The 20738-nt window shown below is 64.6% G+C and carries 25 protein-coding genes; 4 read left to right on the top strand and 21 right to left on the bottom strand.

The window, feature by feature from the left end; translation table 11 throughout:
• Positions 1 to 18: 18 nt before the first annotated feature.
• The 8 genes from B9Z03_RS16120 to B9Z03_RS16085 all read right to left on the bottom strand — a co-directional run bounded on the left by B9Z03_RS16120 (position 19) and on the right by B9Z03_RS16085 (position 7882).
• Complete coding sequence (locus tag B9Z03_RS16120) at positions 19 to 582, bottom strand: class I SAM-dependent methyltransferase (protein ID WP_244561756.1); 564 nt, start codon at positions 580 to 582, stop codon at positions 19 to 21.
• Positions 583 to 730: 148 nt separating this feature from the next.
• Entirely contained in the window at positions 731 to 1096 is a 366-nt protein-coding gene (locus tag B9Z03_RS16115; RefSeq protein WP_085465140.1) for an SUF system Fe-S cluster assembly protein, read from the bottom strand.
• Between the two features lie 4 nt (positions 1097 to 1100).
• A complete protein-coding gene (locus tag B9Z03_RS16110) occupies positions 1101 to 2345 on the bottom strand; it encodes a cysteine desulfurase (RefSeq protein ID WP_085465139.1) in 1245 nt (414 codons plus the stop codon).
• A 101-nt stretch (positions 2346 to 2446) separates the two neighbouring features.
• On the bottom strand, positions 2447 to 3712 hold the full coding sequence (gene sufD / locus B9Z03_RS16105; RefSeq protein WP_085465138.1) for a Fe-S cluster assembly protein SufD: 1266 nt from the start codon (positions 3710 to 3712) through the stop codon (positions 2447 to 2449).
• Positions 3713 to 3719: 7 nt separating this feature from the next.
• Positions 3720 to 4475, bottom strand: coding sequence for a Fe-S cluster assembly ATPase SufC (gene sufC, locus B9Z03_RS16100; protein WP_085467694.1), 756 nt, complete (start codon positions 4473 to 4475; stop codon positions 3720 to 3722).
• A gap of 179 nt (positions 4476 to 4654) precedes the next feature.
• Positions 4655 to 4981 carry a GIY-YIG nuclease family protein gene (locus B9Z03_RS16095; protein WP_085465137.1) on the bottom strand — a complete coding sequence of 109 codons (327 nt, stop codon included), beginning with the start codon at positions 4979 to 4981 and terminating at the stop codon, positions 4655 to 4657.
• 85 nt (positions 4982 to 5066) lie between these two features.
• Positions 5067 to 6587, bottom strand: a complete 1521-nt coding sequence (gene sufB, locus B9Z03_RS16090; RefSeq protein ID WP_085465136.1) for a Fe-S cluster assembly protein SufB — start codon at positions 6585 to 6587, stop codon at positions 5067 to 5069.
• Between the two features lie 137 nt (positions 6588 to 6724).
• Complete coding sequence (locus B9Z03_RS16085) at positions 6725 to 7882, bottom strand: cysteine desulfurase family protein (protein ID WP_085465135.1); 1158 nt, start codon at positions 7880 to 7882, stop codon at positions 6725 to 6727.
• Positions 7883 to 8099: 217 nt separating this feature from the next.
• Between B9Z03_RS16085 and B9Z03_RS16080 the strand changes: the two genes are divergently transcribed.
• Together B9Z03_RS16080 and B9Z03_RS30650 are read left to right on the top strand one after the other, a co-directional pair.
• Positions 8100 to 8774, top strand: coding sequence for an alpha/beta hydrolase (locus B9Z03_RS16080; protein WP_085465134.1), 675 nt, complete (start codon positions 8100 to 8102; stop codon positions 8772 to 8774).
• A 162-nt stretch (positions 8775 to 8936) separates the two neighbouring features.
• Entirely contained in the window at positions 8937 to 9314 is a 378-nt protein-coding gene (locus B9Z03_RS30650) for a YegP family protein (RefSeq protein WP_176247539.1), read from the top strand.
• Here B9Z03_RS30650 and B9Z03_RS16070 read toward each other — a convergent pair whose 3' ends face one another.
• The gene (locus tag B9Z03_RS16070; RefSeq protein ID WP_085465132.1) at positions 9315 to 10466 is read right to left on the bottom strand and encodes an anhydro-N-acetylmuramic acid kinase; all 1152 of its coding nucleotides are present in this window, start codon (positions 10464 to 10466) and stop codon (positions 9315 to 9317) included.
• A gap of 96 nt (positions 10467 to 10562) precedes the next feature.
• Between B9Z03_RS16070 and tyrS the strand changes: the two genes are divergently transcribed.
• Together tyrS and B9Z03_RS16060 are read left to right on the top strand one after the other, a co-directional pair.
• Positions 10563 to 11816 (top strand): tyrosine--tRNA ligase, encoded by a 1254-nt coding sequence (tyrS, locus tag B9Z03_RS16065; protein ID WP_085465131.1) that lies wholly within the window; start codon positions 10563 to 10565, stop codon positions 11814 to 11816.
• A 580-nt stretch (positions 11817 to 12396) separates the two neighbouring features.
• Positions 12397 to 12900 carry a DUF805 domain-containing protein gene (locus tag B9Z03_RS16060; protein WP_176247538.1) on the top strand — a complete coding sequence of 168 codons (504 nt, stop codon included), beginning with the start codon at positions 12397 to 12399 and terminating at the stop codon, positions 12898 to 12900.
• 190 nt (positions 12901 to 13090) lie between these two features.
• Here B9Z03_RS16060 and rplQ read toward each other — a convergent pair whose 3' ends face one another.
• The 12 genes from rplQ to rpsH all read right to left on the bottom strand — a co-directional run bounded on the left by rplQ (position 13091) and on the right by rpsH (position 20727).
• Complete coding sequence (gene rplQ, locus B9Z03_RS16055) at positions 13091 to 13519, bottom strand: 50S ribosomal protein L17 (RefSeq protein WP_085465129.1); 429 nt, start codon at positions 13517 to 13519, stop codon at positions 13091 to 13093.
• Between the two features lie 129 nt (positions 13520 to 13648).
• Positions 13649 to 14659 (bottom strand): DNA-directed RNA polymerase subunit alpha, encoded by a 1011-nt coding sequence (locus tag B9Z03_RS16050; protein WP_085465128.1) that lies wholly within the window; start codon positions 14657 to 14659, stop codon positions 13649 to 13651.
• Positions 14660 to 14759: 100 nt separating this feature from the next.
• The gene (gene rpsK / locus B9Z03_RS16045) at positions 14760 to 15149 is read right to left on the bottom strand and encodes a 30S ribosomal protein S11 (RefSeq protein ID WP_085465127.1); all 390 of its coding nucleotides are present in this window, start codon (positions 15147 to 15149) and stop codon (positions 14760 to 14762) included.
• A gap of 120 nt (positions 15150 to 15269) precedes the next feature.
• On the bottom strand, positions 15270 to 15638 hold the full coding sequence (rpsM, locus tag B9Z03_RS16040; protein ID WP_085467693.1) for a 30S ribosomal protein S13: 369 nt from the start codon (positions 15636 to 15638) through the stop codon (positions 15270 to 15272).
• Between the two features lie 182 nt (positions 15639 to 15820).
• Entirely contained in the window at positions 15821 to 16408 is a 588-nt protein-coding gene (locus B9Z03_RS16035; protein ID WP_085465126.1) for an adenylate kinase, read from the bottom strand.
• Position 16409: 1 nt separating this feature from the next.
• Positions 16410 to 17744: a preprotein translocase subunit SecY gene (gene secY / locus B9Z03_RS16030; RefSeq protein WP_085465125.1), complete on the bottom strand. Its 1335-nt coding sequence runs from the start codon at positions 17742 to 17744 to the stop codon at positions 16410 to 16412.
• Positions 17745 to 17871: 127 nt separating this feature from the next.
• Complete coding sequence (gene rplO, locus B9Z03_RS16025) at positions 17872 to 18342, bottom strand: 50S ribosomal protein L15 (RefSeq protein WP_085465124.1); 471 nt, start codon at positions 18340 to 18342, stop codon at positions 17872 to 17874.
• Positions 18343 to 18364: 22 nt separating this feature from the next.
• Entirely contained in the window at positions 18365 to 18562 is a 198-nt protein-coding gene (gene rpmD, locus B9Z03_RS16020) for a 50S ribosomal protein L30 (protein WP_085465123.1), read from the bottom strand.
• An 11-nt stretch (positions 18563 to 18573) separates the two neighbouring features.
• Entirely contained in the window at positions 18574 to 19140 is a 567-nt protein-coding gene (gene rpsE / locus B9Z03_RS16015) for a 30S ribosomal protein S5 (protein WP_085465122.1), read from the bottom strand.
• A gap of 114 nt (positions 19141 to 19254) precedes the next feature.
• Positions 19255 to 19614 (bottom strand): 50S ribosomal protein L18, encoded by a 360-nt coding sequence (gene rplR, locus B9Z03_RS16010; protein ID WP_085465121.1) that lies wholly within the window; start codon positions 19612 to 19614, stop codon positions 19255 to 19257.
• A gap of 143 nt (positions 19615 to 19757) precedes the next feature.
• Positions 19758 to 20291 (bottom strand): 50S ribosomal protein L6, encoded by a 534-nt coding sequence (gene rplF, locus B9Z03_RS16005; protein ID WP_085465120.1) that lies wholly within the window; start codon positions 20289 to 20291, stop codon positions 19758 to 19760.
• A gap of 37 nt (positions 20292 to 20328) precedes the next feature.
• Positions 20329 to 20727 carry a 30S ribosomal protein S8 gene (gene rpsH, locus B9Z03_RS16000; protein WP_085465119.1) on the bottom strand — a complete coding sequence of 133 codons (399 nt, stop codon included), beginning with the start codon at positions 20725 to 20727 and terminating at the stop codon, positions 20329 to 20331.
• Positions 20728 to 20738: the final 11 nt, after the last annotated feature.

Here is a 20738-nt window from a genome sequence, read left to right as displayed (position 1 = left end):
GAATTGTGGCGTGTGCCGCTATCGGTCGCGCGAAACGCCCTCGCCCGTGTCGAGGCGCTCGAAGGCATAGACCACGCCCGGCGCGACCGATGATGCGCCATCGCCGAAATCGCCGACCGGATAGCGGGCGAGTTCACGCAGGCGCCGCAGCGGCAGATGGACCCGCCCCGGATCGCCGACCAGGACGCGCGCCCCCGCATCGAGGCAGCGGTCGAGGAAGCCCGTCGCGCGCGCGGCCAGCGCCGAGTCGTAGAACGTGTCGCCAGCCAGCACGACGTCGACCTCGGGAAGTGCCGCATCGACAAGATCGTTCTGGACAATATCCAGGGTCACGCCATTCGCATCCGCGTTGAGCGATATGGCCGCCGTGCCGAGCGGGTCGATTTCAGCTGCAATCACCTGGCGTGCGCCCGCCTTCGCCGCTGCGATCGCCACAAGCCCGGAGCCGGAACCGAAATCCAGCACGCGTTTACCGCGGACAAGGTCGGGATGATCCAGAAGATGGCGCGCGATCGCCAGGCCGCCGCCCCAGCAGAACGCCCAATAGGGAGACGAGGACGCCTCGCCAAGCAACCGCGACAAACCGCTCGCCGGGGTCGCAAGGTGAAGCCGAATGTCGGGCCGCGAAGGCACTGCGGTCAGGGGCAGATTCGCGCGAATGAACTGCTCGGGATCGGGTCGGGCAGACCTCATCGGCATAGGCACGGCAGGGTCCCGGCCGGACGCCGTCTCAGTACCAGCCCACGGCGACCTGCGCCTCTTCGGACATGCGGTCCGGCGTCCACGGCGGGTCGAACACCATCTTGACGTCGACGCCCGACACGCCCTCGACGGCCCCGACGGCGTTCTCGACCCAACCGGGCATCTCGCCGGCGACCGGGCAGCCGGGGGCTGTCAGCGTCATGTCGATCTTCACCGAGCGATCGTCCTCGATGTCGATCTTGTAGACGAGGCCGAGCTCGTAGATATCGGCAGGGATCTCCGGATCGTAGACTGTCTTCAGCGCCGAGACGATGTCGTCCGTGAGCCGCGCCAGTTCCTCCGCCGGTATGGCCGAGGCGGCCGTGATTTCGTCTGCTGCCACTGTCTCGTTCATGGCTTCACCCGAAGAATTTCCGCGCCTTCTCCAGCGCTTCGGCCAAGGCGTCGACCTCGGCGCGTGTATTATACATGCCGAACGACGCTCTGCACGTGGAGGTGACGCCGAAGCGTTTCAAGAGCGGCTGCGCACAATGTGTGCCGGCGCGCACTGCCACGCCGGACCGGTCGATCACCATCGACACGTCATGCGCGTGGATGCCCTGCAGCTCAAACGACACGATCGCGCCCTTCCCAGGCGCATTGCCGAAGATGCGCAGCGAATTGATGCGCGACAGGCGTTCGTGCGCATAGGTCTTCAGGTCCGCTTCATGCGCGGCGATGCGGTCGCGGCCCACGCCCTGCATGTAGTCGAGCGCGACGCCCAGCCCGATCGCCTGCACGATCGGCGGCGTGCCGGCTTCGAAGCGGTGCGGCGGATCGTTGTAGGTGACCATGTCCTCGGTGACGTCGAAGATCATCTCGCCGCCGCCCTGGAAGGGCCGCATCGATTCCAACCGCTCCTTCTTGCCGTAGAGCACGCCGATGCCGGAGGGGCCGTAGAGCTTGTGCCCGGTCATGACGAACCAGTCGCAGCCGAGGTCCTGCACGTCTACGGCCATATGCACCGCCGACTGGCTGCCGTCGACCAGCACCGGGATGCCGCGTTCATGCGCGATCCGGACGATCTCCTTGATCGGCGTGACGGTACCCAGCGCATTCGACATCTGGGTGATCGCGACGAGCTTCGTCCGCGCCGTCAGGCACTTCTCGAACTCCTCGATGTGGAACGCGCCCTCGTCGTCCACCGGCGCCCAGACCAGCTTGGCGCCCTGCCGTTCGCGGATGAAATGCCACGGCACGATGTTGGAGTGATGCTCCATGATCGAGACGACGATCTCGTCGCCTTCGCCGATGTTCGGCATGCCCCAGCCATAGGCGACGGTGTTGATCGCCTCGGTCGTGTTCTTGGTGAAGACGATATTGTCCGTCGACGGCGCATTCAGGAAGCGCCGAACCGTCTCGCGCGCCTTTTCGTAGGCGTCGGTCGCCGCATTCGACAGGAAATGCAGGCCGCGGTGGACGTTGGCATACTCCTGCGAATAGGCGCGCTGGATGGCGTCGAGCACCACCTGCGGCTTCTGCGCCGAGGCGCCGTTGTCGAGATAGACAAGCGGCTTGCCGTAGACTTCGCGCGACAGGATCGGGAAGTCGCGGCGGATCGCCTCGACGTCGTAGGGGGTGATGTTCTTGATGATCTGATCCATCAGCTTTCAGCGAGTAGTGAGTAGTGATTAGGGAACGGTCGATAGATTGCCACAGCCGCACCAGACACTACTCGCTACTCCCTACTCCCTACTCACTTCGTTCAAACATGCGCGGCGAACCACTCGTCGAGCAGGCCTTCCAGCACCTCGACGGTCGGCTCGTCCTCCAGTTCCTCGATGATCTCGGCAACGAAAGCCTTCACCAGCAACCCCCGCGCCGTCTTCTCGTCGATGCCACGCGCCATCAGGTAGAACAGATGGTTGCGGTCGATCTCGGTCACCGTCGCGCCGTGGCCGCAGGCCACGTCGTCGGCGAAGATCTCCAGCTCCGGCTTGGTCGAGAACTCGGCCTCGTCCGACAGGAGCAGCGTGTTGCAGGCCATGCGCGCGTCGGTCTTCTGCGCTTCCTTCGCCACGCGGATCTGGCCCTGGAAGACGCCCTTCGCGGTGCCGTTGGCGACGTTGCGCACGATCTCGGTCGAGGTCGTGTTCTCGGCCAGATGGTCGAGCATCATCGTCACGTCGCAATGCGTGTCGCCGGTCAACAGGTTGATGCCGCGCAGCTGGAAGTCGCTGCCCTCGCCCGGCATGCGCACGCGCACTTCCTGGCGGACGAGTTTCGAGCCGGCGTTCATGATGAACAGCGTCAGCTTCGCGCCTTCCGCCAGCTCGGCGTTGAACTGGCCGAAATGGGTCGCGCCCTCCGGATGGTCCTGGACGATGATCCAGGTGAGTTCCGCATCCTTGGCCAGCGTCAGATGGCTGATGGAGCTCACCAGCGCGTCGCCCTCGCCCGTCTGGCGCTCGACGATCGTCGCCTTCGCGCCCTCGCCGACGCGCACCGGGAAACGGCTGTGCGTCTGGCCACCGGCCTGGACGTTCTGGATCTCGATCGGACCGGAGACCTCCGCGCGCGCCGCGATGTCGATGAACCAGCCATCGGCGACGAAGGCGGTGTTCAGCGCGCCGACCGCGTCCGCGTCCTCCTGCGCGCCGAGCGCCGGAGCGAACGAGCCGTCGAGCAGCTTGTCGATGAGCTTCGACACGGAGACGCCGTCGATCTTCGCGGTCGCGCCGGCGACGCCGTTGAGCACCGGCAGCACGGTCGAGCCCGCGAGCAGCGCAGGCTTGGCGCGCGCGGCGAGCGTCGGATCGTAGCCCGGAACGGCCGTCAGCAGGCGGCGCAGATCGGTGTAGTGCCAGGCCTCGACGCGGCGGGTCGGAAGACCGGCCTTCAACACCTCGACCGCATCGTCGCGCTTCACGGTAACCGTGGCGTCGCCCGGAAGATACGACAGGCGCTCGCCGAAGGCGTCGACCAGCGCCGTCTCGGCCGCCGTCAGCTTCGGGGTGGAGTGGATGTTCATCTCGACCTCACGCCGCCTCGCCGATCAGACCGGCATAGCCGTTCTTCTCGAGCTCAAGCGCCAGTTCCTTCTCGCCGGACTTGATGACCTGGCCCTTGTAGAGCACGTGCACGGTGTCCGGCACGATCAGGTCGAGCAGGCGCTGGTAGTGGGTGATCACGACCACGGCGCGATCGGGCGAACGCAGCGCGTTGACGCCGTCGGCGACGATCTTCAGCGCGTCGATGTCCAGGCCGGAATCGGTCTCGTCGAGCACGCAAAGCTTCGGCTCCAGGAGCTTCATCTGCAGGATCTCGGCGCGCTTCTTCTCGCCGCCGGAGAAGCCGACGTTGAGCGGGCGCTTGAGCATGGCGAAGTCGATGCCGAGCGCGGCCGACTCTTCCTTCACGCGCTTGAGGAATTCCGGGATCTTCAGCTCCGGCTCGCCGCGCGCCTTGCGCTGGGAGTTCATCGCGACCTTGAGGAACTCCATCGTCGCGACGCCCGGTATCTCCATCGGATACTGGAAGGCGAGGAACACGCCCTTGGCGGCCCGCTCGGCCGGGTCCATCTCCAGGATCGACTCGCCGTTGTAGAGGATGTCGCCCTCGGTGACCTCGTAATCCTCGCGGCCGGCGATGATGTAGCTGAGCGTCGACTTGCCCGACCCGTTGGGCCCCATGATGGCCGCCACCTCGCCCGCCTTAACCGTCAGGTTCAGGCCGCGGATGATCTCGATGCCGCTGTCGGCGATGCGCGCGTGGAGGTTCCTGATTTCAAGCATGTCTTTCATCTCTCACTTTCGTCATTCCGGGGCCGCGCAGCGGAACCCGGAATCCAGTGCGCGGGTAGAAGTCCAGTTGCCAGTGACCTCGGCCTTCACGCATATCATCTCATCCTCAGCGGCGGCCCTCTGGATTCCGGGTTCCGCTACGCGGCCCCGGAATGACGGCTACCCTCAAATCAATTCGCTCTCGCTCTGATCGCCTCCGATGGATTGTCCCGCTCGTAGCATGTCTCGAACAGGTCATCCCACTCTGCGTTAAACCCCTCAATCAGATAGAGCTTCCAGGAGCGACGCCACTTCTTCAGTTCCTTCTCGCGCGCTATCGCCTCGATGATGTTGTCGTGCCGCTCGTACCAAACCAGCCGGTCGCAACCATATCTGCTCGTGAAACCGGGCTGTGCCGGCGTTCGATGCTCATGTGCGCGTCCCTGCAGATCGCTTGTCACGCCGACGTAAATCGTTCCGTTCCGTTTGGATGCCATGATGTAAACCCATCCTGACATCTCGTTTTCCCTTTCAGTCCCGACTCTTCACATCGCGGTCATTCCGGGGCCGCGCAGCAGAACCCGGAATGACGGGCGAAAATACTCACCCCACACTCCCCTCCAGGCTGATGCCGATGAGCTTCTGCGCCTCGACGGCGAATTCCATCGGCAGTTCCTGGATGACGTCCTTTACGAAGCCGTTGACGATCAGCGCGATCGCCTCTTCCTCGGGGATGCCGCGCTGCATGACGTAGAACTTCTGGTCCTCGGAGATCTTCGACGTCGTCGCCTCGTGCTCCACCTGGGCGCTGGCGTTCTTCACCTCGATATAGGGCACGGTGTGCGCTCCGCAGTCGTTCCCGATCAAGAGCGAGTCGCAGTTGGTGAAGTTGCGCGCATTGGTGGCGCGGCGGTTCACCGACACCTGGCCGCGATAGGTGTTGTTCGACTTGCCGGCCGAAATGCCCTTCGAGATGATGCGGCTCGACGTGTTCTTGCCGAGATGGATCATCTTGGTGCCCGAGTCGATCTGCTGGTGACCGTTCGAGACGGCGATCGAATAGAACTCGCCGCGCGAATCGTCGCCGCGCAGGATGCAGGACGGATATTTCCAGGTGATCGCCGAACCGGTCTCGACCTGCGTCCACGAGATCTTCGAGCGTGCGCCACGGCAGTCGCCGCGCTTGGTGACGAAGTTGTAGATGCCGCCCTTGCCGTCCTTGTCGCCGGGGAACCAGTTCTGCACGGTCGAATACTTGATCTCGGCATCGTCCAGCGCCACCAGCTCGACCACCGCCGCATGAAGCTGATTCTCGTCGCGCTGCGGCGCCGTGCAGCCTTCGAGGTAGGACACGTAGGCCCCCTCCTCGGCGATGATCAGCGTGCGTTCGAACTGGCCGGTGTTCTTCTCGTTGATGCGGAAATAGGTCGACAGCTCCATCGGGCAGCGCACCCCCTTGGGCACGAACACGAACGACCCGTCGGTGAACACCGCCGAGTTCAGCGTCGCATAGTAGTTGTCCGTCGTCGGCACGACCGAGCCGAGATACTTCTTCACCAGCTCCGGATGCTCGCGGATCGCCTCGGAGATCGACATGAACAGCACGCCGGCCTTGGCGAGCTCTTCCTTGAAGGTGGTCACCACCGAGACGGAATCGAACACCGCATCCACCGCAACGCGGCCGGACTTGTAGACGTTGTCGCTCGCCTCGCCGTCCTCTGCGTCTTCAGGCGATTTCTGCACGCCGGCGAGGATCTCCTGCTCCTTGAGCGGGATGCCGAGCTTCTCGTAGACTTTCAGAATCTCGGGATCGACTTCGTCCAGCGAACGCGGGCCGGACTGGTTCTTCGGCGCGGCGTAGTAATAGATGTCCTGGAAGTCGATCTTCGGATAGTGGACGCGCGCCCAGGTCGGTTCCTCGAGCGTCAGCCAGCGGCGATAGGCGCCGAGGCGCCATTCCAGCATCCACTCGGGCTCGCCCTTCTTGGCGGAAATGAACCGGATCGTGTCCTCGGACAGGCCCTTGGGCGCCTTGTCCATCTCGATGAAGGACTCGAAACCGTATTTGTACTGGTCCACATCGATGTTGCGGACCTGCTCGATGGTCTCCTGCACGGCAGGCATCAGCGTTCTCCATCCATGTCGGGTTCAAGGCCCGACCGTTTTCAAACCTGGCGACACCTCTCGGCGCACGCCTCATTTAGTGTCTTTGCGCGGAAAATACAGGCCCATCTCGACAAGGCCGGTATGCCCGCGGCGCATTACGCGGCCTTCACGGCCCTCCTCGCGACCAGCTTGCGCAGCGCCTGCGCAAACAGGACCAGATCTTCCTCCGTCGTCGCGCGGCCGATCGACACCCGAAGTGCGCCGCCATACGCGCCCTGGCCCATCGCCGCAAGCACGTGGCTCGGGCCGACCTTGCCCGACGAGCAGGCCGAGCCGGCGGAAAGGGCGACGCCGTCGAGATCGAAGGCGATCTGCGCGGTCTCGGCCTTGAGGCCGGGTATGGCGAAGAAGGTCGTGTTCGGCAACCGGCGCGCCGCGCGGCCGAAGATCACCGCATCGGGCACATGCGCCAGGATCTCGGCCTCGAAGCGGTCGCGCAGCGCCGCAACCTGTTCCATCTCGGGAAGCAGCGCCATCGCTTCCCGCGCGGCCGCGCCGAAGCCGGCGATAGCCGCCACGTTCTCGGTGCCGGCGCGGTGGCCGTGCTCCTGCCCGCCGCCCCTGATCAGCGGTTCCGGCATCAGCACGCCTCCGGCCGAGACGACCGCGCCTGCGCCCTTCGGGCCGCCGATCTTGTGCGACGAGAGAATCAGGAAATCCGCGCAACCGTCGGAGATGTCGAGCGGAATGCGGCCCGCGGCCTGCACGGCGTCCAGCACCAGGATGCCGCCCGCGGCGCGCACGAAGGCTGCGATCTGCGCCACCGGCTGCACCACACCCGTTTCGTTGTTGGCAAGATGGATCGCGACCATGATTTGGCCGGCGGCGCGGTCGTGGCGCTCCAGTTCGGACGCAAGCTCGTCCATGCGAAGGATGCCGTCGGCATCGACGCCGATCCGCGTGAGCGCCTCCGGCGCGAAATGGCCGCCATTTAACGTCGCCGGATGGTCGGCGGCACAAACGATCAGCCTGGAGACATGCAATGGCGCGCGGCCCATGCGCCAGTTCGGCATCAGCAGCCACGATGCGCCCTCCGTCGCACCCGACGTGAAGACGACATTGGCGGGATCCGCGCCGACTAGCGCCGCCACGTCGCGGCGGGCAGCCTCGACCACACGACGCGCCTCCCTGCCCTGCGAATGGACCGAGGACGGATTGGCGTCGATCGCCAGCGCTCCAACCATCGCCGCGCGCGCGACGTCGCTGAGCGGCGCGCTGGCATTGTGGTCGAGATAGCTGCGTCTGGCCGCCATGGTGCGCCGGTTCGCTCCTTCAGCGGCAATCGACCGACCGCCGCGCAATTTCCTTGAATTTCAAAGGGCGGACGTCCTATCTAGCCCGTCGAACGAGCGGACATCCTAGCCTAGTTTTGAACAATTCTAAACTGGTTATTAGGTACTGCCCGCCCCGGCGTCAAGCCGGAACCCGTGAAGGTCGAGCCGTACAGTCGGAGCGACAGTTGGAGTATATATGCCTGAAGTAATTTTCAACGGCCCCGCCGGCCGCCTCGAAGGACGTTACCAGCCCTCGACGGAAAAGAACGCCCCGATCGCCATCGTGCTGCATCCGCATCCGCAGTTCGGCGGCACGATGAACAACAAGATCGTCTACGACCTGTTCTACATGTTCCAGAAGCGCAGCTTCACCACGCTCCGCTTCAACTTCCGCGGCATCGGTCGCAGCCAGGGCGAATTCGATCATGGTTCCGGCGAGCTGTCGGACGCGGCAGCCGCGCTCGACTGGGTGCAGTCGCTGCATCCGGATTCGAAAAGCTGCTGGGTCGCCGGCTATTCCTTCGGCGCCTGGATCGGCATGCAGCTCCTGATGCGCCGGCCCGAGGTCGAAGGCTTCATCTCGGTCGCGCCGCAGCCGAACATCTACGACTTCTCGTTCCTGGCCCCCTGCCCGTCGTCGGGCCTGATCATCCACGGCGACGCCGACAAGGTTGCGCCGCCCAAGGATGTGCAGGGCCTGGTCGACAAGCTGCACACGCAGAAGGGCATCACCATCACGCAGAAGACGATCCCCGGCGCGAACCATTTCTTCTCGAACGACGCCGACGTGCTGATCGAAGAATGCTCGGACTATCTCGACCGCCGGCTCGCGGGCGAACTCGCCGACCCGCGGCCGAAACGGCTACGCTAAGCAGCTCACAACAGCATCGCCAAGAACAGGCTGGAAGGAGAAAGTCCTTCCAGCCTGTTCTTCTGTGTGCGCCGCAACAACGGCATTGCTCGACAGGGGAGTGACTAAATGTCACTTTTTGCCGGTGAACGAATCACCGCTCCAAACGAGGGGGACCCCAAAGTGAGCAAGTTCGAAGTCTACAAAGACAAAAAAGGTGAGACGCGTTTCCGGTTTCGTGCGGCCAATGGCGAGATCGTCTTCACGTCCGAAAGCTACAAGGCCAAGGCCTCGGCGATGAAGACCATCGAATCGATCAAGAAGAACGTTCCCGATGCTCCCGTCGAGACGGTGGAAGCGACCGCGAAGAAGGCCGCCGCGAAGCCCGCGGCCAAGGCAGCTCCAAAGGCTGCCGCCAAGCCGGCAAAGGCCGCCGCTGCGCCGAAAGCCGCGGCCAAGCCCGCCGCGAAGGCTGCTGCTGCCAATCCCGCCGCCGTGAAGGCGAAGGCTCCGGCCAAGGCAAAGGCCCCGGCGAAGGCGAAGGCCCCCGCCAAGAAGTAACTAGCGCTCGACAGGGCCTGACGTTTCGGACGGCAGGCTCAGCGCACCGCCGGTCACGGGCAAGCGGCAGCCCGTGGTCGTCGGGAATGTCAGTGGCAGGCCGCGCCTCGCGCGCACGGCAAGATAGGCCCACGCCTCGGCCTCCATCGCGTCGCCGTCCAATCCCGCATCCTCGGCAAGGATGACCAGACCGCCCTGGCGCTCAGCCCCTCGGCGCAGGTCGCCGACGATGTGCGGGTTCTTCCGGCCTCCGCCACAGACGATCCACAGTTTCGGGACCGCGGGCATGTGTCCCGCCGCGCGCAGGATGGCTTCGGCCGACACCGCCGCGAGCGTGCGCGCGCCGTCGGCGAGTTCCAGACCCGGCACCTTGTCGAGCGTGAAGTCGTTGCGGTCCAGCGACTTCGGCGCCGGGCGCGAAAAGAACGGGCTCGCGAGATAGGCGTCGAGCACCGTCTGCACGACGCCTCCTTCGCTCGCGATCATCCCGTTCTCGTCGAAGGGCAGCCCGCCCTCACGCGAGACCCACTGGTCGATCAGCGCATTGCCCGGCCCGGAATCGAAGGCGACCGGATCGCCCTCCCCCGGCACAAAGGTGACGTTCGAGATGCCGCCGATGTTGACGAAGGCCACGGGCAGCGTCGCGCGCAGATCCGGCGGCAGCGAGCGGGCAAGCGCGGCGTGATAGGCAGGAACCAGCGGTGCGCCCTGCCCGCCATGCAGCATGTCGTTGGCGCGCATGTCGTGGACGACCGGCAGGCCGGTGCGATCGGCAAGCAGCGCCCCGTCACCCAATTGCACCGTCAGTCCGCGCTCGGGCCTGTGCAGCACCGTCTGGCCATGGAAGCCGATCAGCGCCACGTCGGCCCATCGCCCGGTAAGGCCGGACCGGAACGTCTCCACGGCAGCGGCGTGGCGGAGCGTGATCTCGCGTTCCAGCGCGGCAAGGTCGCCGGGCCGCTCGGTTCTCTCCCCGATCGACTTCGCATCGTCCAGCGAGGCCTCGATGCGCCGCCGGAAGGCGGCCTCGTAGGGAACGAAATGTGCCGGGCCCCGCTCGACAAGATCCGCGCCGTCGCTCGCCACGACGGCGAGGTCGATGCCGTCCATCGACGTGCCGCTCATCAGCCCGATCGCACAGATTGCCGTCATATCCCTCAATCCTTGTGATTCCGGGCCCACTGATGCTAAACGCGCGGGCGCGCCGGAGCCAACCTTCGCGCGCCAACACTGTCCGGAAAGTCTGTCATGTCCGCCTTCAAATCCGAATTCCTGCGCACGCTCTCGGAGCGTGGATACATCCACCAGATTTCCGACGAGACTGGCCTGGACGATCTCTTCGCGAAGGAGACGGTGACGGCCTATATCGGCTTCGACCCGACGGCGCCAAGCCTGCATGCGGGCGGGCTGATCCAGATCATGATGCTGCACTGGATGCAGAAGACTGGCCACCGGCCGATCGCGCTGATGGGCGGCGGCACCGGCATGGTCGGCGACCCGTCCTTCAAGGACGAGGCGCGCAAGCTGATGACGCTCGACACGATCGCCTCGAACATCAATTCGATCAAGCAGGTGTTCAGCAACTACCTGACCTTCGGCGATGGCCCGAAGGATGCGCTGATGGTCGACAACGGCGAATGGCTGCGCCAGCTCAACTATCTCGACTTCCTGCGCGACGTCGGCGCCCATTTCTCCGTCAACCGCATGCTCTCCTTCGACAGCGTCAAGCTGAGGCTCGACCGGCAGCAGTCGCTGTCGTTCCTCGAGTTCAACTACATGGTGCTGCAGGCCTACGATTTCGTGGAGCTCAACAAGCGCTACGGCTGCCGCCTGCAGATGGGCGGCTCGGACCAGTGGGGCAACATCGTCAACGGCATCGACCTCGGCCACAAGATGGGCACGCCGCAGCTCTTTGCGCTGACCTCGCCGCTGCTCACCACGGCGTCGGGCGCCAAGATGGGCAAGTCGCTGTCCGGCGCGGTGTGGCTCAACCCGGACATGCTGTCGGCCTACGACTTCTGGCAGTACTGGCGCAACACCGAGGATGCCGACGTGGAGCGCTTCCTGAAGCTCTACACGACGCTGCCGCTGCCGGAGATCGCGAAGCTGGCGGCGCTTGGCGGCTCCGAGATCAACGAGGCGAAGAAGGTTCTCGCCACCGAGATCACCGCCGTGCTGCACGGACGTGCCGCGGCCGAACAGGCGGCGGAGACGGCCCGCAAGACCTTCGAGGAAGGCAGCGTGTCGGACGACCTGCCGACGGTCACCGTGCCGCAATCGACGCTGGAGGCCGGGGTCGGCATCCTGTCGCTCTTCGTAACGGCCGGGCTCGCCACCTCCAACGGCGAGGCGCGGCGCCACATCCAGGGCGGCGCAGTCAAGGTGAACGACAGGCCCGTGTCGGACGAAAGGCTGCAGCTCACCGCCGCCGACCTCGCCGACAACGGCGCGATCAAGCTGTCGCTCGGGAAGAAGAAGCACGTGCTGGTGCGGGCGGCCTGATCCAGCCCTCAGGACGTGTCCGGTGATCGGGGCGCATGTCCGACGAGAAGATTGAAGACGCTTCTCCTCTTGTCGGCAAACGATCCGATACGTGTGTGATCGGCGGAGAGGCAGCCGAAGCTTTATGCCTCGCCAGAATCCGCAGCATCGGTGCCACCACGCACAGCGACAGGCGAGGTTCAGCAGATCGTCCGACTCACGGGTGCCGATGTCGATGCGCACCGGGACGAGCGCGGACATCCCCACGCCGAGCGCGCAGAAGCGCGCGTCGCTTTGGCCTGACTGAGAATCGGAAATACGCGGCCTCGGACAGGAGCGGACGCACAACTGGCGCTCATGGCGTCGACCGCGAGCAGAAGCAGGATCGAAGCGACCCGCATCACCATCTGATTGTCCCACTCCGCCCGTCCCATCCCGCCCCTCCTTTCTTCAAGAGCGAGAGGATTGTTTCATGGGCGTGAGGGGCGTGGATAAGACGCGCAGATTTTTCTCGCCCCTTCGAGTGAGCCACGTTTACGACGCAGCAACCTTTGCTACAATCGAAACGTCTTGGGCGTCACGGCCCCTACTCGGAGCACTTGTGAAGACGTATTTCACCTCCATCGCACACAACTTGGCGAGCCTCTGGCGCTTTTCGGGCAATGACGGGCGCGGCCTTTTCTGGCCGTATACGATAACGGTCGCTATTCTCATCTATGCCGCGATGATGTCGGCCATGGTGCCCGAGATGGAAAGAACGGTCTCCGGGATGACAAGACCCGAGGATGTGTTCTCGATCGATATGTCGGGCATGATGCGATGGACGCTGTTGTTTAGCGCAGTCGCGATGGTGCTGCTTTCAGCTTCGGTCGTTCGGCGGCTGAGAGACCGGGCAAAATCGCCGCTCTGGGCACTCCTGCCCGTCGTGTTGACGATGATCGGCTATGCGACATACCCGACAAATGTGGAGGGGATTCTCTCAATGCCCCGGTGGGCAACGTTTGCGATGTTCCTGGTCAGCCTGACCACGCAGATTTCGTTGATTTATCTGATCGTGTTGCTGGCAGGCCGGAGCAGACCGGGGAAAGCCGGCGCGTCCGCATAGCGGCACAGGATAAAGGGCCGTTCCATGCCCGCCCTGCAGCTTATGCATTGCGGATCGTCATTCCGGAGGCCGGCAAGCCATCCAGGATAACGGAGCGCGACGGCGAATGTGCGGTGTAACGCGAGCGGTCTCCACCCAACGAAAAAGGGCCCTCGCGGGCCCTTCGTCATTTCCATCGATGCGAAGCCGATCAGGCGGCTTCGCTCTCGGCGGCGGCCTCGGCCTCGGTGCGGGCGCGGTCGGCCGCACCCTTGGCCGAGACGTCGCGGTCGACGAACTCGATCACCGCCATCGCGGCGTTGTCGCCGTGACGGAAGCCCGCCTTCATGATGCGCAAGTAGCCGCCGTTACGCGAGGCGTAACGGGGCGCGATCGTCTCGAACAGGCGCTTGGCCAGCGTGTCGGAGCCGATGGCCGAGATCACCTGGCGGCGGGCGTGCAGGTCGCCGCGCTTGCCCAGCGTCACGAGCTTCTCCACGATCGGGCGAAGCTCCTTGGCCTTGGGCAGCGTGGTGAGGATCTGCTCGTGCTCGATGAGGGATGCGGCCATGTTCGAGAACAGGGCCTTGCGGTGGCTGACGGTGCGGTTCAGCCGGCGGCCGGAACGTCCATGGCGCATTGGCTTATCTCCTAGGTTCTGGGCGGGTGCCCGGTGGTTTCAGGAGGTGGATGGTGAATGGTCAATGGTGAATGGTCGATCCAGAGGCTGAGTTCCATTCACCATTTTACCATTCACCATTCACCCAATTCAGTACTGGTCTTCGTAGCGCTTGGCGAGGTCTTCGATGTTCTCCGGCGGCCAGTCCGGCACTTCCATGCCGAGATGCAGGCCCATCGCCGCGAGCACTTCCTTGATCTCGTTGAGCGACTTGCGGCCGAAGTTCGGGGTGCGCAGCATCTCCGCCTCGGTCTTCTGGATCAGGTCGCCGATGTAGACGATGTTGTCGTTCTTCAGGCAGTTCGCCGAGCGGACCGACAGTTCGAGCTCGTCGACCTTCTTCAGCAGCGCCGGGTTGAAGGCGAGCTCGGTGACGGCTTCCGTCGCCTGCTCCTTCTGCGGCTCGTCGAAGTTGACGAACAGCGACAGCTGGTCCTGCAGGATGCGCGCGGCGAACGCCACGGCGTCCTCGCCCGTGATCGAGCCGTCGGTCTCGATCGACAGCGTCAGCTTGTCGTAGTCGAGAACCTGGCCCTCGCGGGTGTTCTCGACCTTGTAGGAGACCTTCTTGACCGGCGAATAGAGCGAGTCGACCGGGATGAGGCCGATCGGCGCGTCGTCGGCGCGGTTGCGCTCGGCAGGCACGTAGCCCTTGCCGGTGTCGACCGTGAACTCCATGCGGATCTCGGCGCCCTCGTCGAGGGTGCAGATCACGTGGTCGGGGTTCAGGATCTCGACGTCGCCCACGGTCTGGATGTCGCCGGCGGTGACGTAGCCCGGGCCCTGCTTGCGCACGACCATGCGCTTGGGTCCATCGCCTTCCATCTTGATGGCGATTTCCTTGATGTTCAGCACGATGTCGGTCACGTCCTCGCGCACGCCGGCGATCGAGGAGAACTCATGCAGCACGCCGTCGATCTGCACCGCGGTCACGGCCGCGCCGCGCAGCGACGAGAGAAGAACGCGACGCAGCGCGTTGCCGAGGGTCAAGCCGAAGCCGCGCTCGAGCGGTTCGGCGACCAGCGACGTCATGGTCTTGCCCTTCGAGGAGAACTCGACCTTGTTCGGCTTGATCAGGTCCTGCCAGTTTTTCTGGATCATCAGTTTGTCCTTCCGTTACGCCGCCACCATCCAATCGTGACGGGCATCTGGAAAATGCCTTCGGCGCCCCGATGGGCGCCGCAGGTTGGAATGGGAAATGTCAGACGCGGCGCTTCTTGCGCGGGCGGCAGCCATTGTGCGGGATCGGCGTCACGTCGCGGATCGACGTGATGGTGAAGCCCGCCGCCTGCAGCGCGCGAAGCGCGGACTCACGGCCCGAACCCGGACCGCAGACCTCGACCTCCAGCATGCGCATGCCGTGCTCCTGCGCCTTCTTGGCACAGTCCTCGGCAGCCATCTGCGCAGCAAACGGGGTCGACTTGCGCGAACCCTTGAAGCCCTGGGCGCCCGCCGACGACCAGGCAATCGCATTGCCCTGCGCGTCGGTGATGGTGATCATCGTGTTGTTGAACGTCGAATTGACGTGCGCGACGCCCGTCGAGATGTTCTTGCGTTCGCGACGGCGGACGCGTGTGGCTTCCTTGGCCATGTCTTGCCTTTCGATCTCTACGCCGCCGTAATGCCAGCGGCTACACCCGAGGCGGTGGGCAGTAGTGAGTAGGCAGTAGTGAAATCCTACTGCCTATTGCCTACTGCCTACTGCCTCAAATTACTTCTTCTTGCCCGCGATGGGCTTCGCCGGACCCTTGCGGGTGCGAGCGTTCGTGTGCGTGCGCTGGCCGCGAACCGGCAGCGAGCGGCGATGGCGCAGGCCGCGGTAGCAGCCGAGGTCCATCAGGCGCTTGATGTTCATCGACACTTCGCGGCGCAGGTCACCCTCGACCTTGTAGTCGCGGTCGATCGCTTCGCGGATCTGCAGCACCTCAGCATCGGTGAGCTGGTTGACGCGGCGCTCCGCGGGGATGCCGACCTTCTCCACGATCTCGGCCGCGAACTTCGGGCCGATGCCATGGATGTACTGCAGCGCGATGATCACGCGCTTGTTGGTCGGAATGTTGACGCCGGCTATACGAGCCATCTTCATCTCCATGTGAGCCAGTCAGGCTGGCATTGTTGTTGTGCCCCGCGTCCGGTGGAGGCCGGCCCTTGCGGGTGTTCCGATCAAAGCACGGGCAAGTCCTTGCGGACCATCCAATCATGCGATCTGATGGGAGACGCGCCGCTATAGTGCAACACGCCCTCCCCGTCAACCGCTGAATGTCACTTGTTCGCGGCGAGAAGCGCCTCGATCTGCGTCGTCACGTCGTCGATCGACGCCATGCCGTCCACGCCCTTGAGCAGGCCCTTGGCGTAGTAGTAGCCGATCAGCGGCGCCGTCTTCTTGTAGTATTCGCGCAGGCGCTCCTCGAACACCTCCGGATTGTCGTCCTTGCGGACCGGCTGCCCGGCGGCGGCCGCCTCTTCGGCGCGCTTGACGATGCGGCCGACCAGCGCCTTGTCGTCGACGACGAGCTCGATGACCATGTCGAGCTTCAGGCCGCGCTCGGCCAGCATCTTCTCGACCGAATCGGCCTGGACCAGCGTGCGCGGATAGCCGTCGAGAATGAAGCCCTTCTTGCAATCGGGCTGGTCGATGCGCTCGGCGACGATCGCGTTGACGATCTCGTCCGACACCAGCTCGCCGGCATCCATCACCGCCTTGGCGCGTCGGCCGACCTCGGTGCCGGCCTTCACCGCCGCGCGCAGCATGTCGCCCGTGGAAAGCTGCGGGATTCCGTGCTTCTCGACCAGCCGCTGCGCCTGCGTCCCCTTGCCCGCCCCCGGCGGGCCCAGCAGTATCAGCTTCATTCTATCTCTTGCCCCCCCGCAACTTCGACTTCTTGATCAGCCCTTCGTACTGATGGGCGATCAGATGACCCTGGATCTGCGCCACCGTGTCGAGCGTGACGCTCACGACGATCAGCAGCGACGTGCCACCGAGATAGAACGGAACGCCGGTCGCCGAAATGAGAAATTCGGGTAACAGGCAGATCACGACGAGATAGATTGCCCCGACGACCGTGATGCGGGTCAGCACGTAATCGATGTATTCGGCCGTCCGCTCGCCCGGGCGGTAGCCGGGGATGAAGCCGGAATGCTTCTTCAGCTGGTCGGCCGTGTCCTTCGGATTGAAGACGATCGCCGTGTAGAAGAAGGCGAAGAAGACGATCATCGCCGCATAGAGCGCCATGTAAAGCGGCTGGCCGTGACCGAGCGCGGCCAGGATGGAGCTCGCCCAGCCAGGCATCGCAGTCGTGTCGGAGAAGCCGGCCACGGTCGCGGGCAGGAGCAGCAGCGAGGACGCGAAGATCGGCGGGATGACGCCGGCGGTGTTCAGCTTCAGCGGCAGGTGCGAGGTGTCGCCCTGGAACATGCGGTTGCCCACCTGGCGCTTCGGATACTGGATCAGCAGCCTGCGCTGGGCGCGCTCGAAGAACACGATCAGCGCGATCACCACGACCGCGAGCACGATGATCGCCAGGATCAGGCCGGTCGACAGCGCGCCGGTGCGGCCGAGTTCCAGCGTGCCGGACAGCGCCGACGGCAGGCCGGCCACGATGCCGGCGAAGATGATGAGCGAGATGCCGTTGCCGATGCCGCGGGCGGTTATCTGCTCGCCGAGCCACATCAGGAACATCGTGCCGCCGACGAGCGTGATGACGGCGGACAGCTTGAAGAACCAGCCCGGGTCGGTGACGATGCCCGCGCCGCCTTCCAGGCCGACCGCGATGCCGTAGGCCTGCACGGTGGCAAGCAGCACGGTGCCGTAGCGGGTGTACTGGTTGATGACCTTGCGGCCCTGTTCGCCTTCCTTCTTCAGCTGCTCCAGCGTCGGGACCACCGACGTCATGAGCTGCATGATGATGGAGGCCGAGATGTAGGGCATGATGCCGAGCGCGAAGATCGCCATACGCTCGACCGCGCCGCCCGCGAACATGTTGAAGATGCCGAGCACGCCGCGCGACTGGCCCGCGAAGGCCTGCGCGAAGGCATCCGGGTTGATGCCGGGGATCGGGATATAGGTGCCGAGGCGATAGACAAGCAGAGCGCCGAGCGTGAACCAGATGCGTTTCTTGAGGTCCTCCGCCTTGGCGAAGGCCGCGAAATTGAGGTTCGAGGCAAGCTGCTCGGCTGCTGATGCCATGGGGAAATCTCCGCTTCGGCAGGCGAATTGGCTCGCGGGAGGCGAGTCATGCTTTGAGCCGAAGCCTCGAAATAGGCTCCGGCCCGCAAAGATGCAAGCAGCGGCGCCGTCGCACCGCTGCTCTATGTCACTCGGACTTGGCTTCCGGCAGCTTGATCGAGCCGCCCGCCTTTTCGATCTTCTCGAGAGCCGCCTTGGAGGCGCCGGCCACGTCGAACGAGACCTTCGCCTTGAGCTCGCCGTCCGAGAGAACGCGCACGCCGTCCTTGACGCGACGGATCACGCCGGCCTTGACGAGAGCGGCGGCATCCACCGTCTCCTTGGCGTCGAGCTTCTTGGCGTCGATCGCAGCCTGGATGCGGCCGAGCGAAACGGTCGCAAAGGACTTCGACGAGATAGGCGTGAAGCCGCGCTTGGGCAGGCGACGGTAGAGCGGCATCTGGCCGCCCTCGAAGCCGTTGATGGCCACGCCGGAGCGGGCCTTCTGGCCCTTCACGCCGCGTCCGCCGGTCTTGCCCTTGCCGGAGCCGATGCCGCGGCCGAGCCGCTTGCGGTCCTTGGTTGCGCCTTCGTTGTCGCGCAATTCGTTGAGTTTCATGTCTCTTCTCCTGCGCTCCGGCTCACGCCTCGTCGACGATGCGGACGAGATGGCCGACGGAGGCGATCATGCCGCGGACCGAGGGGGTATCCTCGAGCGTGCGGCGGCGATGCATCTTGTTCAGGCCGAGGCCCACGAGCGTCGCGCGCTGTTCCTTCGGACGACGGATCGGGCTGCCGATCTGCTCGACGGTGATGGTCTTGGTGGCTTTCTTCGCCATGACCCGTCTCCTTATTCTTCGCCGGCGGCAGCGCCGCGGCGCGCCTGGAGCGCGGAATACTTGATGCCGCGCTGGGCAGCGATGTCCTTCGGGTGGACCTGGTTCTTCAGGGCGTCGAAGGTGGCGCGCACCATGTTGTACGGATTCGACGAACCCATCGACTTGGCGACGACGTCATGCATGCCGAGCGTCTCGAAGACGGCGCGCATCGGGCCGCCTGCGATGATGCCCGTGCCGGGCTTGGCTGCGCGCAGCAGGACCTTGCCGGCGCCGTGACGGCCCGACACGTCGTGATGCAGCGTGCGGCCGGAGCGCAGCGGGACGAAGATCAGCTCGCGCTTGGCGGCCTCGGTCGCCTTGCGGATCGCCTCCGGCACTTCGCGCGCCTTGCCGTGGCCGAAGCCGACGCGGCCCTTCTGGTCGCCGACGACGACGAGGGCTGCGAAGCCGAAGCGACGGCCACCCTTCACCACCTTGGCGACACGGTTGATGTGGACCAGCTTGTCGACGAACTCGCTGTCCTTTTCCTCGCGGTCACGACCGCGATCGCGGCCGCCTTCCCGACGTTCTTGTGCCATATCCTGTTCCTTGTTCTTTTCCGGAGGCACCGGGTTTCAATGTGAAGGCCGGCCTCTACACGAGTGCCGGCCCGGTTTCAACCAGCGGGACGCCCCGAAACCGGGGCGAATGCGCTAGAAGCTCAGTCCGCCCTCGCGGGCGGCATCGGCGAGCGCCTTGACGCGGCCGTGATAGATATACGGGCCGCGGTCGAACACGACCTCGGTCACGCCGGCCTTCTTGGCCCGCTCGGCGACGAGCTTGCCGACCGCTGCCGCCGCTGCCGTGTCGGCGCCGGTCTTCAGCGAGCCCTTCAACTCCTTGTCGAGGGTCGACGCTGCGGCGAGCGTGCGGCCCTGCGCGTCGTCGATGAGTTGGACGTAGATGTGCTTCGACGAGCGATGCACGGACAGGCGCGGACGCTCGCCGGCAACCTTCTTGAGCTGACGGCGGATGCGCTGCGCGCGCTTCTGGGTGGACTGCTTCGCGGCCATGGCCTTCTTCCCTTGCCTTGTGAAACGGCGGCGGCTCTGTGCGGTCTAACTCAGCCCGCAACCGCCTTCCGTGGCGACTAAGTGAGTAGTGAGTAGGCAGCCGGCAGTAGATCACTACTCACTACTGCCTACTCCCTACTGCCTTACTTCTTCTTGCCTTCCTTACGGACGATCTTCTCGCCCGCATACTTTACGCCCTTGCCTTTGTAGGGCTCGGGGCCGCGATATTCGCGGATCTCGGCGGCTACCTGGCCGACCTGCTGCTTGTCGATGCCGCTGACGACGATCTCGGTCGGCTTCGGCGTCGCGATCGTGATGCCCTCCGGCGTCTGGTAGACGACTTCGTGGCTGAAGCCGAGCGACAGCTGCAGGTTCTTGCCCTGCATGGCCGCGCGATAGCCAACGCCGTTGATCTCGAGACGCTTCTCGAAACCGTCCTTCACGCCGTTGAGGATGTTGACGATCATCGTGCGGGACATGCCCCACTTCGACCGTGCGAGCTTCGACTGGTCGCGCGGCTCGACGGCGATCTCGCCGTCCTGCAGCTTGACCAGGACCTCGTCGTTGACGACGAACTTGAGTTCGCCCTTCGGTCCCTTCGCGCTCACCGTCTGGCCGTTGACCGAGGCGGTCACGCCCTGCGGGAGAGCGACGGGCTTCTTGCCAATACGAGACATTGTCTTGTCCTCGTTCCTGTTTGTTCGGTCTGCCTGATCAGAAGATCTGGCAGAGGATTTCGCCGCCGACGTTCTGCTCGCGCGCCTGGTGGTCGGCCATCACGCCCTTCGGGGTCGAAAGGATCGAGATGCCGAGGCCGTTGGCGACCTGCGGGATCGACTTGACCGAAACGTAGACGCGACGGCCGGGCTTGGACACGCGAGCGATCTCGCGGATGACCGGCTGGCCTTCGGCATACTTCAGTTCGATCTCGATCTCGGACTTGCCGTTGCCGAAATCGGTCTGGGCGTAGTCGCGGATGTAGCCTTCCGACTTCATCACTTCGAGAACACGGGCGCGCAGCGTCGAGGCCGGCGTCGAAACCTTCGACTTCTTGCGGCCATAAGCGTTGCGGATGCGGGTCAGCATATCGCCGAGGGGATCACTCAAAGACATCGTCGTGCCCT

The sequence above is a fragment of the Mesorhizobium australicum genome (assembly GCF_900177325.1).
Classification (GTDB): Bacteria; Pseudomonadota; Alphaproteobacteria; order Rhizobiales; family Rhizobiaceae; genus Mesorhizobium_A; species Mesorhizobium_A australicum_A.
Note: the sequence above shows the minus strand (reverse complement) of the source record. Positions and strands in the feature narration are given on the sequence as shown.